The sequence below is a fragment of the Nonomuraea sp. NPDC050547 genome (assembly GCF_044457345.1).
In the GTDB taxonomy this organism is placed as follows: Bacteria; Actinomycetota; Actinomycetes; order Streptosporangiales; family Streptosporangiaceae; genus Nonomuraea.
The window spans coordinates 525,060-540,931 of the sequence record NZ_JBITGW010000001.1 but is presented as its reverse complement, the minus strand read 5'-3'; the positions used below and the strand labels follow the sequence as shown (position 1 = coordinate 540,931).

Annotated in this window: 12 protein-coding genes; 5 read left to right on the top strand and 7 right to left on the bottom strand. The window is 70.7% G+C overall.

Annotation, left to right across the window (positions count from 1 at the left end; translation table 11 throughout):
• Nucleotides 1–4: 4 nt before the first annotated feature.
• Nucleotides 5–1,432 carry a 2-hydroxymuconic semialdehyde dehydrogenase gene (locus ACIBHY_RS02520; protein ID WP_397305719.1) on the bottom strand — a complete coding sequence of 476 codons (1,428 nt, stop codon included), beginning with the start codon at nt 1,430–1,432 and terminating at the stop codon, nt 5–7.
• A 175-nt stretch (nt 1,433–1,607) separates the two neighbouring features.
• On the opposite strand from ACIBHY_RS02520, the gene ACIBHY_RS02515 reads away from it, so the two are divergent.
• Together ACIBHY_RS02515 and ACIBHY_RS02510 are read left to right on the top strand one after the other, a co-directional pair.
• On the top strand, nt 1,608–2,921 hold the full coding sequence (locus ACIBHY_RS02515) for an MFS transporter (protein ID WP_397305718.1): 1,314 nt from the start codon (nt 1,608–1,610) through the stop codon (nt 2,919–2,921).
• 19 nt (nt 2,922–2,940) lie between these two features.
• The gene (locus tag ACIBHY_RS02510) at nt 2,941–3,864 is read left to right on the top strand and encodes a LysR substrate-binding domain-containing protein (RefSeq protein WP_397246126.1); all 924 of its coding nucleotides are present in this window, start codon (nt 2,941–2,943) and stop codon (nt 3,862–3,864) included.
• Between the two features lie 206 nt (nt 3,865–4,070).
• On the opposite strand, the gene nusB is transcribed toward ACIBHY_RS02510, so the two are convergent.
• From nusB to ACIBHY_RS02495, 3 genes are read right to left on the bottom strand one after another with little or no spacing between them, the layout of a single operon-like run.
• Nucleotides 4,071–4,481: a transcription antitermination factor NusB gene (nusB, locus tag ACIBHY_RS02505; protein WP_184960681.1), complete on the bottom strand. Its 411-nt coding sequence runs from the start codon at nt 4,479–4,481 to the stop codon at nt 4,071–4,073.
• A 1-nt stretch (nt 4,482) separates the two neighbouring features.
• The gene (gene efp / locus ACIBHY_RS02500; RefSeq protein WP_379618626.1) at nt 4,483–5,043 is read right to left on the bottom strand and encodes an elongation factor P; all 561 of its coding nucleotides are present in this window, start codon (nt 5,041–5,043) and stop codon (nt 4,483–4,485) included.
• 26 nt (nt 5,044–5,069) lie between these two features.
• A complete protein-coding gene (locus tag ACIBHY_RS02495) occupies nt 5,070–6,107 on the bottom strand; it encodes a M24 family metallopeptidase (RefSeq protein ID WP_397305716.1) in 1,038 nt (345 codons plus the stop codon).
• Between the two features lie 92 nt (nt 6,108–6,199).
• On the opposite strand from ACIBHY_RS02495, the gene ACIBHY_RS02490 reads away from it, so the two are divergent.
• A complete protein-coding gene (locus tag ACIBHY_RS02490) occupies nt 6,200–7,987 on the top strand; it encodes a glycoside hydrolase family 9 protein (protein WP_397246121.1) in 1,788 nt (595 codons plus the stop codon).
• Between the two features lie 10 nt (nt 7,988–7,997).
• Here ACIBHY_RS02490 and ACIBHY_RS02485 read toward each other — a convergent pair whose 3' ends face one another.
• The 3 genes from ACIBHY_RS02485 to rhaI all read right to left on the bottom strand — a co-directional run bounded on the left by ACIBHY_RS02485 (nt 7,998) and on the right by rhaI (nt 13,378).
• The gene (locus tag ACIBHY_RS02485) at nt 7,998–9,764 is read right to left on the bottom strand and encodes a protein kinase (protein ID WP_397246119.1); all 1,767 of its coding nucleotides are present in this window, start codon (nt 9,762–9,764) and stop codon (nt 7,998–8,000) included.
• Nucleotides 9,765–10,211: 447 nt separating this feature from the next.
• Nucleotides 10,212–12,242 carry a bifunctional aldolase/short-chain dehydrogenase gene (locus tag ACIBHY_RS02480; RefSeq protein ID WP_397305715.1) on the bottom strand — a complete coding sequence of 677 codons (2,031 nt, stop codon included), beginning with the start codon at nt 12,240–12,242 and terminating at the stop codon, nt 10,212–10,214.
• Nucleotides 12,242–13,378, bottom strand: coding sequence for an L-rhamnose isomerase (rhaI, locus tag ACIBHY_RS02475; RefSeq protein WP_397305713.1), 1,137 nt, complete (start codon nt 13,376–13,378; stop codon nt 12,242–12,244). Before rhaI ends, ACIBHY_RS02480 begins: the two co-directional genes overlap by 1 nt.
• 106 nt (nt 13,379–13,484) lie before the next feature.
• Here rhaI and ACIBHY_RS02470 point away from each other — a divergent pair, with 106 nt between their 5' ends.
• Complete coding sequence (locus ACIBHY_RS02470) at nt 13,485–14,459, top strand: LacI family DNA-binding transcriptional regulator (RefSeq protein WP_397246113.1); 975 nt, start codon at nt 13,485–13,487, stop codon at nt 14,457–14,459.
• Nucleotides 14,456–15,844, top strand: coding sequence for a rhamnulokinase family protein (locus ACIBHY_RS02465; RefSeq protein WP_397305712.1), 1,389 nt, complete (start codon nt 14,456–14,458; stop codon nt 15,842–15,844). Before ACIBHY_RS02470 ends, ACIBHY_RS02465 begins: the two co-directional genes overlap by 4 nt.
• The last annotated feature ends 28 nt before the right edge of the window (nt 15,845–15,872 follow it).

Genomic DNA, 15,872 nt, shown 5'->3' with positions numbered 1-15,872 from the left:
GACCTCATATCTTCACGCACACGTTGACCGGCTCGGAGAAGAAGTCGAGCGAGTACTCGCCGCCCTCCCGGCCGATGCCCGACGCCTTCACCCCACCGAACGGGGTGCGCAGGTCGCGCAGGTTCCAGCAGTTCACCCAGACGATCCCGGCCTCGATCCTGGGCGCGACCCGGTGGGCGCGCGACAGGTCGCCGGTCCAGACGGTGGCGGCCAGGCCGTACGGGCTGTCGTTGGCCAGCCGGATCGCCTCGGCCTCGTCGTCGAAGGGCGCGAGGTGGCAGATCGGGCCGAAGACCTCCTCGCGGACGGTCCTGGCGCTCTCGGGCAGGCCGGTGACGACGGTGGGCTCGACGTAGAAGCCGCCGTCGCGCTCGTCGCCGAAGCTCGGGGCGCCGCCCCCGGCGAGGACCGTGGCGCCCTCCTCGACGGCCAGGCGGAAGTAGGACAGCACCTTGTCGCGGTGCTCGGCCGAGATCATCGGGCCGTAGTCCTTCAGGTTCCTTGCCCGTTCGGCGAGCTTCGCGGTGAACGCGTCGAAGATCGGGCGCTGGACGTAGACGCGCTCGGTGCACAGGCAGATCTGGCCGGAGTGGGTGAAGCTCGACCGGATCGTGCCCTCGACCGCCTCGTCCAGGTCGGCGTCGGCGAAGATCAGGGCCGGGTTCTTGCCGCCGAGCTCGAAGGAGACCGGGGTGACGTGGTCGGCGGCGGCGCGCATGATGGCCGAGCCGGTGGCCGACTCGCCGGTGAACGCGATGGCGTCCACGCCGGGGTGGGAGGTCAGGAACTCGCCCGCCGCCGCGGCGCCGTGGCCGTGGATCAGGTTGAAGGCGCCTGGCGGCAGCCGTACCTCGTCGATGACCTCGGCCAGCAGCGTCGCGGTGGAGGGCGTCTCCTCCGAGGGCTTGGCCACCACGGCGTTGCCCGCCGCCAGGGCGGGCGCGACCTTCCAGGTGAGCAGCAGCAGAGGGAGGTTCCACGGGGAGATGACGGCGACGACGCCGAGCGGGCGGCGCACGGTGTAGTTGAGCGCCTCGCCGGTGCCGCTCCAGCCGGGGACGCGGGTGTGGTAGGCGCGTTCCGGGCGGCCGTAGGACAGGTCGGCGTAGGCGCGGAAGTTGCCGATCGCGCGGGGGACGTCCACGGTGGCGGCCAGTTCGCGCGGCTTGCCGGTGTCGGCGACCTCGGCGGCGACGAACTCGTCGAACCGGGCCTCGATGCCGTCGGCGATCCGCCGCATCCAGGCGCAGCGCTCCTCGGTGCTCGTGGCTCCCCAGGGGCCGGCCAGCGCCGCCCTGGCCGCGGCGACCGCGGCGTCGACGACCTCGCGCGGGGCCTCGGGCACGGTCCCCGTCCGGCGCCCGTCGACGGGCGAGATCAGCGGGAAGGGGGTCCCCGTGGTCTCGAAGACCCCGTTGACGTAATGCTTCATGGCGCCATTGTCCGGCCGCATCGCCATATCAGGCCAATACCTGATCGTGGCCCAGCTATGACAATTCCGATATATAACGCTTTTTACATACGTGACGGCCAGAACAGTATTCGCCGTGACATAGCACCTGCGTGCATCCTCGTCCGTACCCCCTGATCGGAAGGTACAGACGAAAATGGACACTGACCGCCGCAGGGCGGCGCGCCGCGTCTCGTGGGCGGCCTTCATCGGCACGACCATCGAGTGGTACGACTTCTTCCTGTACGGCACGGCCGCCGCGCTCGTCTTCAACAAGCAGTTCTTCCCCGCCATGGACCCCGTCGCCGGATCGATCGCCGCCTTCGGCACCATGACCGTGGGATTCCTGGCCCGACCGCTGGGCGGCATCGTCTTCGGCCACTTCGGCGACCGGCTCGGCCGCCGCAACACGCTGGTCGTCTCGCTGCTGATCATGGGGATCGGGACCACGCTCATCGGCGTGCTGCCCACCTACTCCAGCATCGGCATCTGGGCCGCGGTGCTGCTGGTCGTCATGCGCATCGCCCAGGGCATCGGCCTCGGCGGCGAACTCGGCGGGGCCGTGGTGCTGACCATGGAGCACGCGCCGAAGGGCCGTCGCGGCCTGTTCGGCGCCTTCCCGATGATGGGCACGCCCGCCGGGATGCTCTGCGCCAACCTCGTCTTCCTGGGCACCTCCTCGGCCCTGAGCGAGGAGGCCTTCATGTCGTGGGGCTGGCGGGTGCCGTTCCTGCTGAGCGTCGTGCTCGTGGTGGTCGGCATCTACCTGCGGCTGCGTATCGAGGAGAGCCCCGACTTCGTCGTCCAGCGCAAGCCGGTCAAGCTGCCGATCGCCGAGGTCCTGCGCGGCCACTGGCGCGGGGTCGTGCACAGCATCGCGGTCATCATCGGCAACAGCGCCGTCGCCTACGTCTTCATGGTCTACATCCTCCAGTACGGCCAGGCCCCCGCGATCGGCCTGTCCCGCACCTTCCTGCTGACCTGCGTGATCGGCGGCGCGACGGTCTGGCTGGCGACCGCGCCGCTCTGGGCCCACCTGGGCGACCGGTTCGGGCTCCGGGCCCTGTTCTCCCACGGCTCGTGGGTCCTGCTGGCCGGAGCCGTCGCCATCCTGCCCGTCGTCAACACCGGCAGCCACGTGCTGATCGCGGTCTTCATGGTGGCGATGGGCGCCGTGCTGGCGATGACCCACGCCGCGCAGGGCACGCTGACGGCCAGCTTCTTCCCCGTCGCGATCCGCTACTCGGGCACCTCGGCCGCCTATCAGCTCGCCGCGCTGCTCGGCGGCGGCATCACCCCGCTGGTGGCCGCCTCCCTGCTGGCCTCGACCGGCTCGTCGTGGTCGATCACCGCGTACCTGGCGGTCGTGACCGCGATCAGCCTCGTGGCCGCGCTGGTCTTGCCCCGCAACGACGCCGAACGCTTCGGCGACGTCCCCGAAGCCATACCCAATCGGGTCGTCCAGGGCTGAAAGCTATGCTGAAATGGTGATGACCCGCGCTCTGGACCTGCTCGCCGGCCGCCTCAAGCTCCGCCACCTCGTGCTGGTCACCGCCATCGCCGACCACGGCAGCGTGCTGCGCGCCGCCGAACACCTCCGCCTCGCCCAGCCCGCCGCCACACGCGGCCTGCGCGAGGTGGAGCAGATCCTCGGCGTCGAGCTGTTCACCCGGGGGCCGCGCGGTGTCACCCCGACCGTGTTCGGCACCGCCTTCGTCGACCACGCCCGCGCCGTCCAGGCCGAGCTGCGCCGGGCCGGCGACCGCATCACGGGCCTGGCCAACGGCGAGACCGGCACCGTCACCGTCGGCACCCTGCTGGCCGCCACGAACGTCCTGCTGCCCCGCTCGATCGCCGCGCTCAAGGCCGAACGGCCCGGCATCACGGTCATCGTGCGCGAGGGCACGTTCGACTCGCTGGTCCCCCGGCTCATCGACGGCGACACCGACCTGGTCCTCGGCCGTCTCAACCCCATCGACGACCGGCACGGCCTGCGCCAGATCCCGCTCTACGACGAGCCCATCCTCCTGGTCGCCCGCTCCGGCCACCCCGCCTCGGCCGCCTCGACGCTGGCCGGGCTGCTCGGCTACCCGTGGATCCTGCCGCTGGAGCAGACGTCGCTGCGGCAGGAGCTGGAACAGGTCTTCAAGAACCAGGACCTGCCGTTGCCCGAGGACCGTGTGGAGTGCACGTCGATCCTGACGATCCGGTCACTGCTGCTGCAGACCGACATGGTGGCCGCGCTGCCGGCGCTGCTGGTCCGGTCCGACCCGCAGCTCGTGTGCCTGCCGGTGCCGCTGGCCTCGGTGAAACGCTCGGTCGGCGTCACGCTGCCGGGGTCGCGGGCCCTGACTCCGGCGGCGAAGGTCATGCTCGACCACCTGCGAACCCAGTCGGCGACCCTTGAGCCCTGACGGCATCCGGGTGGCACACCGTTCGGTCTTGACCGGGGTCCTTTGGTCTTGACCGGGTCAACGGCGGAGTCGTCGCGGCGGGGACCCGTGAGCCCTCACGAGCGGCGGTGCGGGTGGGGTGGCGGGAGCCGTAACGGAAAAGAGCGCGCCATGAAGATCACGGCGCGCCCTCCCCCGAGTGCGCCGTGATGATCACGGCGCCCCCTTCAGAGCGACAGACTCGGCTTGAGCTGCTTGAAACGGGCCAGGAGGCCGTTGATGAAGCTGGGCGACTCGTCGGTGGAGAGCTCGCCCGCCAGGTGCACCCACTCGCTGATGACCACGCCCTCGGGGACGTCGGGCATCCACAGCAGCTCGTAGGTGCCGCCGCGCAGCAGGTTGCGGTCGACGGCGGGCATGCGCTCCAGCGTCCAGCCCTCGGAGTAGGTGGTGATGAGCTCGTCGATGCGGGCCCGGTGGCGGGCCACGCCCTCCACGATCGCCGAGGTGTACTCGTTGACCGGCGGCTCACTCCGCTCCACCCGCTCGGCGAGGATCTTCAGCGGGTCCTCTTCCCTGGCCTCCGCCTCGAAGAGGATGTCGAGGGCGCGCCTGCGTGCTTTGCCGCGTGCCGACACCTCAGGCCCGGCCGAGGTATTCGCCGCTGCGGGTGTCGACCTTGACCTTCTCGCCGGTGGTGATGAACAGCGGGACCTTGATCTCGGCGCCGGTCTCCAGCGTGGCGGGCTTGGTGCCGCCGGTGGAGCGGTCGCCCTGCAGGCCCGGCTCGGTGTTGGAGATCAGCAGCTCGACCGCGGCCGGCAGGTCGACGTAGAGCGCGGCGCCCTCGTTGAAGGCGATCGTGGCCATGGTGTTCTCGAGCATGTAGCTGGCCGCGTCGCCGACGGTCTTGGCGGGCACGTTGACCATGTCGTAGGTCTCGGTGTCCATGAAGACGAAGTCGTCGCCGTCCTTGTAGGAGTACTGCATCTCGCGCTTGTCGACGTTGGCCACGTCGACTTTCACCCCAGCGTTGAAGGTCTTGTCGACGACCTTGCCGGAGAGCACGTTCTTGAGTTTGGTGCGCACGAACGCGCCGCCCTTGCCCGGCTTGACGTGCTGGAACTCCACAACGGCCCACAGCTCACCGCCGTCGAGCTTCAGCACCATGCCGTTCTTGAGGTCGTTGGTCGTCGCCACTCGTTTTCTCCCGCGTGTTGCCGCTCTTAAAGGACGAGCAGCTCTTTGGTCGTCTTCGTGAGGAGTTCCGGCCCGCCCGCACGCGTGACCAGCGTGTCCTCGATGCGGACACCGCCCTGTCCCGGGAGGTAGACCCCCGGCTCGACGGTGATGGGAACTCGATCCTCTAGTCTACCGGTCCTGGCGGGGCCCAGGAACGGCTCCTCGTGGATCTCCAGGCCGACGCCGTGTCCGAGGCCGTGCCGGAAGTGCCCGGCGTGGCCCGCTTCGGCGATCACGCCGCGCGCGGCGGAGTCGACCTCCTTGGCCGTGGCGCCGGGCGTGAGGGCGTCGCGACCGGCCTTCTGCGCGGCGGCGACGAGGTCGTAGATCTCGCGCTGCCAGGCGGCGGGCTCGCCCAGGCTGACGGTGCGGGTCATGTCGGCGTGGTAGCCGCGGTAGTTGGCGCCGAAGTCGAGGGTGACCAGGTCGCCTGCGCGCAGCTCGCGATCGGTGGGGGTGTGGTGCGGTACGGCCCCGTTCTCGCCCGCGGCGACGATGGACTCGAAGGCGATCTTGTCGGCCCCGAGTTCGATCATCCGGTGCTCAAGGATGCGGGCTACGTGGCGTTCGGTGGCGCCTGGGCGGATTTCTTGGGAAATATCGCTGAATGCCTGGTCGGAGATGGCGCAGGCCGTACGCAGGAGCTCGATCTCTTCTTCGTCCTTGACCGTCCGCAGGAGCTCCACCAGCGGCTCCAGCGGGACCAGGCCCTCTCCCAGCCGCCGGTACGTCGCGACCGACATGTGCGCGGCCTCGATCCCCGTGCCCGGCGCGGCCAGGGCGCCCGCGGTGTCCGGCGCCTCGACGACCTCGACGCCCAGGTCGCGGGTCATCTCGATGTAGCGGGAGTCGGTCGCGAGCGTGGCGCTACCGTCCTCGCGCACCAGAACCGCGGCGTTGGAACTGTCGAGTCCGGTCAGGTACCTCACGTTGACCAGGGAGGTGACGAGCACCGCGGGGACCGCGCGCTCGGGCAGCAGCGCGGCCAGGGCGGCTCGGCGCCGCGCGTGAGTGTCGGTCATTTCGTCAATGTACGCGTATTGACCTTCCTCACGCTCCGCGGCTACCGTGCGCAGCAAGGTTAGTAAGGTTTCCTAACCTTCAAGGAGCGTGCATGAAGCTGGCAGCGGCGTTGACCGCGTTATCCGTCCTGATCGCAGGGAGCCCAGCGATGGCCGAGAGCGCGTCGTTCATCAGGGTCGACCAGGTGGGCTTCGCGCCGGAGGAGGCCAAAGAGGCCTACCTCATGGCGGATCGTCCCCTCCCCTTCACCGTCGTCGATCGCCGGGGGCGGGTGGTCCTGCGCGGTACGGCGGGCCGCGACCTCGGCAAGTGGAACGACACCTACCGTCATGTCTACCACCTGGACCTTTCCAGGCTCCGTACCCCCGGCAGCTACCGGGTCAAGGCGGGCGGGCAGACCTCCGCCGAGTTCGCCGTGGCCCCCTCGATCGCCCTGTCGCTGCCCGCGGCCAAGATCGTGACGTTCTTCGGCGGCCAGCGCGACCGCTGGCACAAGAGCGACAAGGCCGCCTCCGTCTATGACTGGCCCGAGTTCACCGGCCCGGACACCGACCAGATCAAGGGCGACCTCACCAAGGTCGGCGGCCCGGTGGACGTGTCGGGCGGCTGGTTCGACGCCGGCGACTACCTGAAGTTCACCCACATCCTCGCCTATGTCGACACCCTCCTGTGGGCGGCCAAGCGCGACGGCGCCATCGACCCCCGCCTGCGCGGCGAGGCCGACCACGGCCTGAGGTTCCTCGACAAGATGTGGGACGAGACGTCGAAGACCCTCTACATCCAGGTCGGCATCGGAGCCGGCAACGCCGAGGGCACCTTCGCCGGCGACCACGACATCTGGCGCATGCCGGAGGAGGACGACCACTCCACCGAGAAGTACATCCGCGACCGGCCCGTCTTCCGCGCCGCCGCGCCCGGCCAGCCGATCAGTCCCAACCTGGCCGGCCGTACCGCCGCCGCCTTCGCCCTGGCCGCGCAGGTGGAGCCCGACCGCGGGCGCGCCCGCGAACTGCTGGAGAAGGGCGCCTCCGTCTACGCCATGGCCAAGACCGAGAACGTCGGCCGGCTCGTCACCTCGCTCCCCCACGCCTTCTACCCGGAGAGCGTCTGGCGCGACGACATGGAGCTGGGCGGCGCCGAACTGGCCCTGGCCGCCCAGCGCCTGCGTGACCCGCGCGCCGGCGAGTGGCTGCGGCAGGCGGCCCACTGGGCCGGCGAGTACCTGAAGCACGACGCCGGCGGCGACACCTTCAACCTGTACGACGTCAGCGCGCTCGGCCACACCGACCTCGTCAAGGCCATCCGCCAGGCTCGGGGCGGCACGCTGCCGGTCACCGAACGGCAGCTCGTCGGCGACCTGAAGGCGCAACTGGAGATCGGCGCCGCGCGGGCCGGCCAGGACCCGTTCCAGGCGGGTGCGAGCTATGACCAGTTCGACTCGGTGCCGCACGCGTTCGGGCTGGCGGCCACCTCGCGCCTCTACCGGTCGGTGAGCGGCGACCGCTCCTACGACTCCTTCGGCACCCGTCAGCGCGGCTGGGCCCTCGGGGCCAACGCGTGGGGCGTGTCGTTCGTCTCCGGGGTCGGCGACAACGCGATCACCTGCCCGCACTATCAGATGTCCAACATCACCGGCAGGCCGCCGACCGGCGCCGTGGTCAACGGCCCGAACAGCGCTTCCCTGTTCGACGACGGGCTGGGGGGTCACATGGACCGCATGAGCCCCTGCCCCGCCGACGGAGTCGACCGCTACGCCCCGTTCACCGGGCGCGGCAGCCGCTTCGTCGACGACGTCCGGTCGTGGCAGGCGTCCGAACCCGCCGACGACTTCGCCGCGGTGGCGCTCTACGCGCTCACGCTGATGTCACGGGGCGGGTAGATCCCCCCGCTCACGCGGAGGTCCCGGGGCGGTTGAGACCCCAGTCGGCGAGGAAGTTCGCGAGGGGGCCGGTGGCGGCCATGTCGCCGTCGCCGGCCGCTTCGCGCAGGTCCGCCGCCGCCTCCAGCGCGTGGCGGCGGGCCTGGTCCTCGCGGCCCTTCCTCATCCGGTCCATCGCTTTGGCGATCTTCTTGCGGGCGTCGGCGGCCACCCCGCCGTCGATGCCGTTCAGCTGCTGCTGGAGCCGCACCGCCTCGTCGAAGCGGCCCAGCCAGTTCTGCCAGCCGCCCGGCGGGGTCTGCCGCAGGCCGGTGGTGTCGCGCGGCTGGGGGGTGAGGGTGTCCAGAGGGTTCGCCGGGCCCAGCGTGTCGACCAGTCCTGTGGGTTCTGGTGTCGGCTCTTCCGGGGTGAACGTCGGGTCCGGCTCCTCCCGGGTGGCCGTCGGTGTCGGGTCTGGCTGTTGCGGGGTGAAGGTCGCGCTGGGTACGGGCGTCGCGGCCGGCTGGTCACGGCCGGACAGGACGATGAAGCCGATCGTGACCAGAGCGATGACGGCCAGGGCCGCGACCATCTGGATGATCAGGCGGCGGTTCTGGTTGGGCGGGTCCTGGATGGGGCCTTCGAAGATCTGGGTGTGGCCGTCCTTGAAGGGCGGCTGACCGCCCGGGGCTGTGTGCGGACCGGTTCGCGGGCCTGGTTGTGAGCTGTATTGGCCTGGTTGTGGGCTGTATTGGCCTGTTTGCGGACCGCCCAGACCTGAGGCGCCGTAACCCACCTGTGTGTCCCCGAGACCCGGGCCCCCGTGGCTTTGGCCCCCGTGACCCGTTTGTGGGCCCCCGATGCCCGGCGCGCCGTGGGCCGCTTGCGGTCCTTCGTGACCTGGGGCGCTGTGGCCTGGTTGCGAGCCCGGTCCGGCGTAGGCGGGTGGCCGGCCGTCGGTGGTTCCGGGGGCGTTGAAGGGGGTCTGGGCGTCCGGGAGGTTGGGGAGGGGGCCGGTGCGCTGGGTGGCGCCGGGGCGGGCGATGCTCGCCAGGCGGCGCCGTACCGTGTCACCCCCCGCGGGACGTGCGGCGGGATCCTTGGTCAGCAACGCCAGCAACAGCTGCTCCAGCTCGGCCGGAACGGCGGGACGGTGGCGCGTTGGCGGCTCGGGCTCGGCGGTGCGGATGCGCTCGGCGAGCTCCTCCCCCTCGCCCTCGAACGGCGGCCGCCCGCACAACATCTCATAACAAACCGCAGCCAGCGCATAGAGATCGGCGGCGGGCCCGCCCTGCCCGTCAAGCTGCTCAGGCGCGCGGTACGGCGTCACCGGCCCCGGATCCGCCCCCTGAATCCCGAACCCGACCACCTTGAGCACCCCGCTGCCCGCCCGGCGGAAGGAGTTCGGGTCGATCTGCCCGTGCACCACCCCCGCCCGGTGCGCCGCGTCAAGCCCGGCCGCCGCCTGTCCGAACAGGTCGCACGCCTCGACGATCCCCAGCGGCCCGTGCGCGACGCGCTCCTCACCGAGGCTCGCCCCCGTCAAGAACTCCATCACCAGGTACGGCACGCCGTTGTGGCCACCGATGTCCAGAACCATGGCCACATGGGGATGCACGACCTTGGCCACGGTCTGGGCATGTTTGTGAGCCAGTTCGCTGGAGCCCGCGGTGAGCATCTTGACCGCCACGGTCCAGTCGGCGTTCTCGTCGTGCGCCCGCCACACCTCACCGGCCTGCCCTCGGCCGATGAGCTCGTCCAGCCGGTAGCGGCCGGCGACCAGCGTCTCCTCGGACATATCCCCGCCAATGCACTCAAGGTTGGCAATTTGCCCCCAACCTTAGGGGCTTCACCCGCCCTCAAGCCCCCGAACTCCACCACCCGGCCCCCAGGCCCACGGAGATCACCCACCCGGCACCGGACCACGCCGCAACCTCCCCATTCCCCCACACACCGCGCAGACCGCCCCGACCGGACCCACACGGCCCGCCGCCACGTCCCCACCGCCGGCCATCCGCCACACCCCACCCCCGAACCGCCACACCCCACCCCCGAACCGCCACACCCCACCCGCGCGGGCCGCCGCACCCACACCCGCCCGGACCTCCGCACTCCCACCGCAGGCCGTCCGCCAGATCCCCGCGTCAGGCTGGGACCGGGCGAAGAGCCCGGACGCGGGCCACGCGAGCGGAAGCCAGGGACTCCCTGTCCGCGCGTCCCGCCGAACGGGGGTGGTGGGGTGGGGTCAGCGGAGGAAGGCGGCGGGGACGCCGGCGTCGACCGGGATGTGCAGGCCCGTCGTGAGGGCCAGGTCGCCGGCGGTCAGGGCGAACACCGCGGCCGCCACGTGTTCCGGCAGGACCTCGCGCTTCAGCAACGTGCGCCGGGCGTAGAACGCGCCGAGTTGCTCCTCGGGCACCCCGTAGACGGCCGCGCGGTTGGCGCCCCACCCGGAGGCGAAGATGCCGGAGCCACGGACGACGCCGTCCGGGTTGACGCCGTTGACGCGGATGCCGTGTTCGCCCAGTTCCGCGGCGAGCAGGCGGACCTGGTGGGCCTGGTCGGCTTTGGCGGCGCCGTAGGCGACGTTGTTGGGGCCGGCGAAGATCGAGTTCTTGGAGGAGATGTAGATGACATCTCCCCCCATGCCCTGATTTATCAGGACTCGGGCGGCTTCGCGGGAGACCAGGAACGAGCCCTTCGCCATGACGTCGTGCTGGATGTCCCAGTCGTCCGCCGTGGTCTCCAGCAGGGGGCGCGACAGGGACAGTCCCGCGTTGTTGACGACCAGGTCGAGGCCGCCGAAGGCCAGCACGGCCCGCCGTACCATGTCCTGGACCTGCGCTTCGTCGGTCACGTCCGCGCGGACCGCCACCGCCGCGTCCGCTGTGCCGATCCGCGCGGCCACCTTCTCCGCGGCGGCGAGGTCGCGGTCGGCGACCACCACGAGGGCCCCCTCGGCGGCCAGGCGGCGCGCGGTCGCCGCGCCGATGCCGGAACCGCCGCCGGTGACCAGCGCGATCCTCGTGGCCAGCGGCTTGGGCGGCGGCAGGCGGCGGAGCTTGGCCTCCTCCAGGTCCCAGTACTCGATGCGGAACTTCTCGCTCTCCTCGATCGGCGCATAGGCGGACAACGCTTCGGCGCCGCGCATGACGTTGATCGCGTTGAGGTAGAACTCGCCGGCGACGCGGGCGGTCTGCTTGTCCTTGCCGAAGGAGAACATGCCGACGCCGGGCACCAGCACGATCGCGGGGTCCGCGCCGCGCATGGGGGGTGATTCCGGTACGGCGTGGCGGGCGTAATACGCGGCGTACTCCGCGCGGTAGGCGGCGTGGAGCCGCCTGATCCGTTCCTCGTCGGGGTCCGGGGGCAGGACGAGGGGGGCGACCTTGGTGCGCAGGAAGTGGTCGGGGCAGGAGGTGCCGAGGGCGGCCAGGCGGGGGTGTTCGGCGCGGGCGAGGAAGTCGAGGACCTCGGGGGTGGCGGTGTAGTGGCCGGCCATGGGCGCGTCGGTCGAGGCCAGGCCGCGCAGCAGGGGGAAGAGCCGGGCCGCCGCGGCCAGCCGTACTTCTTCGCCGGGGGTCTCGTGCACGATCGGGCCGAAGGGGTCGGGGCGGCCGTGGGCGGCGATGTACCGCTCGGCGGTGCGGATGATCTCCAGCGAGTTGGCGCGGCACTCCTCCGAGGTGGCGCCCCAGGCGGTGATGCCGTGGCCGCCGAGGATGACGCCGATGGCCCGCGGGTTCGCGGCCTGGATGGCGGCGATGTCCAGGCCGAGCTGGAAGCCCGGACGGCGCCAGGGCACCCACACCACGCGGCCGGCGAAGATCCGCTCGGTCAGGGCGGGGCCGTCCTGGGCGGCGGCGATCGCGATGCCGGCGTCGGGGTGCAGGTGGTCGACGTGCGCCGCCTCGACCAGGGCGTGCATCGCGGTGTCGATGGACGGCGCGGCACCGCCCTTGCCGTGCAGGCAGTAGTCGAACGCGGCCACCATCTCGTCTTCGCGTTCAACGCCGGGATAGATCGTTTTAAGCGCGCGGACGTGGTCGAGCCGCAGGACGGCCAGGCCGCTCTCCTTCAGCGTGCCCAGGTCGCCGCCGGAGCCCTTGACCCACAGGAGATCGACGTCCTGGCCGGTGACGGGGTCGTGGCCGGCGGCCTTGACCGAGGCGTTGCCGCCCGCGTAGTTGGTGTTGCGGGGGTCGCCGCCCAGGGCGTGGGCGCGGTCGAGCAGTTCCCTGACCTGCGCGGGAGTGTCGTGGCGCGTGCTGCTCATCAGGCTCCCCAACCTGCCTGGGCGCCGCCGACGCGGGCGGCGCTGATCTCCTGGAAGTATCCGGACCTGGCGTAGGCGGCCATGGGGTCCGGGTCGAGGCCCGCCTCCTGGCGGAGGTCGGCCAGCAGGGGGCGTACGTCGGTGTTGTAGGCGTCCATGAGGACGGCGTGGGCGGCAAGGATGTCGCCCACGGCCTGCGCGGACTTAAGCGCATTCTTGTCGACGAGGAGGGCCTTCGCGGTCGCCTCCTGAACGTTCATCACCGAGCGGATCTGGCCGGGGATCTTGGGCTCGAGGTTGTGGCACTGGTCGAGCATGAACGCGATCCCGGGCTCCTCCGCCACCTCGTACATGATCCGGAACAGCTGGAACGGGTCGGCCGCCCCCACCATCAGGTCGTCGTCGGCGTAGAAGCGCGAGTTGAAGTCGAAGCCGCCGAGCTTCCCCTCCCTGAGCAGGAAGGCCACGATGAACTCGATGTTGGTGCCCGGCGCGTGGTGGCCGGTGTCCACGACGACCTGCGCCTTCGGGCCCAGCTTGACGCAGTGGGCGTAGGCGGTGCCCCAGTCGGGCACGTCGGTCGTGTAGAAGGCGGGCTCGAACAACTTGTACTCCAGCAGGAACCGCTGCCCCTCCCCCAGCCGTGCGTAAACCGATTCAAGAGCCTCGGCCAGGCGGTCCTGGCGGGCACGGATGTCGTCCTGGCCCGGGTAGTTGGTGCCGTCGGAGAACCAGAGCTTGAGCGTGTCCGACCCGGTGGCGTCCATGATGTCGACGCATTCCAGCAGGTGGTCCAGGGCCTTGCGGCGGACGCGCGGGTCGGGGTTGGTGACGCTGCCCAGCTTGTAGTCGTCGTCCTGGAAGACGTTGGCGTTGATCGCCCCGATGCTCAGCCCGAGGCCGTCCGCGTGGCGGCGCAGGCCGGCGTAGTCGTCCACCTTGTCCCAGGGGATGTGCAGGGCGACGCTCGGGGCGATCCCGGTGAAGCGGTGCACCTGGGCGGCGTCGGCCAGCTTCTCGTAGGGGTCGCGGGGGACGCCGGGCTGGGCGAAGACCTTGAAGCGCGTGCCCGAGTTCCCGTACGCCCACGAGGGGGTCTCGATCCGTTGCTCCCTGAGCCGCGGTCTGATGTCCATGGAGGCAATCCTTTGAATCGTTTTAACGACGTGTGCGACGCTAGACAGCGATCTCGCTGCCGTCAATTGCCGTTTCGTGGTTGTTACGTTTTAATCAGGTCTTGTGGTGAACATCAAGGAGGTCGCCGAACTGGCCGGAGTCAGCCCCGGCACGGTCTCGAACGTCCTGAACCGCCCGGAGAAGGTCTCTCCCACGACCCGCCGGCGGGTGGAGGCGGCCATCGAGGACCTCGGCTTCGTCCGGCACGCCTCGGCCTCGACGCTGCGGGCGGGCCACAGCCGGACGATCGGCCTGTCGGTGATCGACATCGGCAACCCGTTCTTCACCGACGTGGCCGCCGGAGTGGAGGAGACCGCCAGCGCCCTGGGGTACGCGGTCATCCTGGGCAACTCGGCGGGCTCGCGTACCAAGGAGGAACGCAACCTGCGCGTCCTGGCCGAGCAGCGGGTACGCGGCGTCCTCATCACCCCGTCCGACGAGGACCCCGCGCGCCTGGACCGCCTGCGCGCCCACAACATCAACGTCGTCCTCGTCGACCACCCGCCGCACCGCGCCGACCAGTGCTCGGTGGCGGTGAACGACGTGGTCGGCGGCAAGCTGGCCCTGGAACACCTCCTGGCCGGCGGCGCCACCTCCGTCGCCTACGTCAGCGGCCCCCTGACCATCCGCCAGTGCCAGGATCGCTTCGACGGCGCCTCTCAGACGTTCCCCGGCACCATGCGCCTGATCCAAATGCCCGCCATGACCGCCCGCGCCGGCGAAAGAGCCGCTCAGCTCCTTCTGGACTCCGGCATCCCGGACGCCGTCTTCTGCGCCAACGACCTGCTGGCGCTGGGCGTCCTGCGCGGCCTCACGCAACTCGGCGTCCGCGTCCCCGACGACGTGGCCCTGATGGGCTACGACGACATCGACTTCGCGTCGGCCTCGGCCGTCTCGCTGACCTCCATCCGCCAGCCGACCTACCAGTTGGGCAAGGTGGCCACGGAACTGCTGCTCGACGAGTGCGACCGCCCCGGCACCCACGCCCACCAGCAGATCGTCTTCCAGCCCGAACTGGTCGTGAGAGAGTCCACCCGATGACCCGCTTCGCCGCCATCGACCTCGGCGCCTCCAGCGGCCGCGTCATCGTCAGCGACGAGTCCCTGACGCTGACCGAGATCCACCGCTTCCCCAACGGCGCCACCCGGCGCGAGGGCGCCCTGCGCTGGGACATCCACCGCATTTTTCACGAGATCCTGTACGGCCTGGCCAAGGCGGGACCGGTCGACTCGATCGGCATCGACTCGTGGGGCGTCGACTACGGCCTCCTGGGCCACGACGGCGCCTTGCTCGGGGACCCGGTGAGCTACCGCGACAGCCGTACCGAAGGCGTGGTGTCCGCCACGATCGACCGGCTCGGCGCCGCGGCTCTCTACGAGGCCACCGGCATCCAGCCCCACCCCATCAACACCATCTTCCAGTTGCTGGCCGACGACCTGACCGACGCCGCGACCATGCTCCTGATCCCGGACCTGATCGCGTACTGGCTGACCGGCGAAGTGGGCGCGGAGGTCACCAACGCCTCCACCACCGGCCTCCTGGACATCCACTCCCGGACCTGGTCGTACGACCTGGCGGGCAAAGCAGGCATCCCCACCCACCTCTTCCCACCGATCCGCCACCCCGGCACCCCCATCGGCGTCATGGCCCCCGCCCACGCGCCGACGTCGTGCTGCCGAGCCGCCTTCCCGGACTGGTCGGCCCCGGTCGTGACCGTGGCCTCCCACGACACCGCCTCCGCCGTGATCGCCACCCCGGCCGCCACGGACGCCTTCGCCTACATCTCCTGCGGCACGTGGTCGCTGGTGGGCGTGGAGCTGTCGTCGCCGGTGCTGTCAGAGGCCAGCCGTACCGGACATTTCACGAACGAGACCGGCCTGGACGGCACGACCCGCTACCTCCGCAACGTCATGGGCCTGTGGCTCCTCCAGGAATGCCTGACCACCTGGGGCACGCCCGACCTCCCCACGTTGCTGCGGTCAGCCGCGGAAGCCGAACCCCACCGCTCCCTGATCGACGCCGCCGACCCGTCCTTCCTGGCCCCCGGCGACATGCCCGCCCGCATAGCCGAAGCCTGCCGCAGAGCGGACCAGCCCGCCCCGAGAACGCAGGCCGAGACAGTCCGCTGCATCCTGGAAAGCCTGGCCCTGGCCCACCGAAACGCGGTGACCGACGCGACAGCGTTGTCCGGCCACCCGGTGGAGGTCATCCATTTGCTGGGCGGCGGCGCCCGCAACCGCCTCCTGTGCCACCTGACCACCGAAGCCACCGGCCTGCCTGTGCTGGCCGGCCCCGTAGAGGCCACCGCCTTGGGCAACATCCTCGTGCAGGCCCGAGCGGCCGGAGTGGTCGACAGCTTCCGCGAAATCCGCACCCTGGCGCGTGACTTTCACAGCGGACCGAGGGCTCCGCTGGGGCACACCTAAGTCCTTCGGCACGGCGAAAGGGCGAGAG

What these genes read in the sequence shown, in the direction of transcription:
- ACIBHY_RS02465 (WP_397305712.1), top strand. Translation starts at nt 14,456, where the DNA reads ATGACCCGCTTCGCCGCCATCGACCTCGGCGCCTCCAGCGGCCGCGTC.
- ACIBHY_RS02480 (WP_397305715.1), bottom strand. Translation starts at nt 12,242, where the DNA reads ATGAGCAGCACGCGCCACGACACTCCCGCGCAGGTCAGGGAACTGCTC.
- ACIBHY_RS02510 (WP_397246126.1), top strand. Translation starts at nt 2,941, where the DNA reads ATGACCCGCGCTCTGGACCTGCTCGCCGGCCGCCTCAAGCTCCGCCAC.
- ACIBHY_RS02490 (WP_397246121.1), top strand. Translation starts at nt 6,200, where the DNA reads ATGAAGCTGGCAGCGGCGTTGACCGCGTTATCCGTCCTGATCGCAGGG.
- ACIBHY_RS02495 (WP_397305716.1), bottom strand. Translation starts at nt 6,107, where the DNA reads ATGACCGACACTCACGCGCGGCGCCGAGCCGCCCTGGCCGCGCTGCTG.
- rhaI (WP_397305713.1), bottom strand. Translation starts at nt 13,378, where the DNA reads ATGGACATCAGACCGCGGCTCAGGGAGCAACGGATCGAGACCCCCTCG.
- ACIBHY_RS02515 (WP_397305718.1), top strand. Translation starts at nt 1,608, where the DNA reads ATGGACACTGACCGCCGCAGGGCGGCGCGCCGCGTCTCGTGGGCGGCC.
- ACIBHY_RS02485 (WP_397246119.1), bottom strand. Translation starts at nt 9,764, where the DNA reads ATGTCCGAGGAGACGCTGGTCGCCGGCCGCTACCGGCTGGACGAGCTC.
- ACIBHY_RS02520 (WP_397305719.1), bottom strand. Translation starts at nt 1,432, where the DNA reads ATGAAGCATTACGTCAACGGGGTCTTCGAGACCACGGGGACCCCCTTC.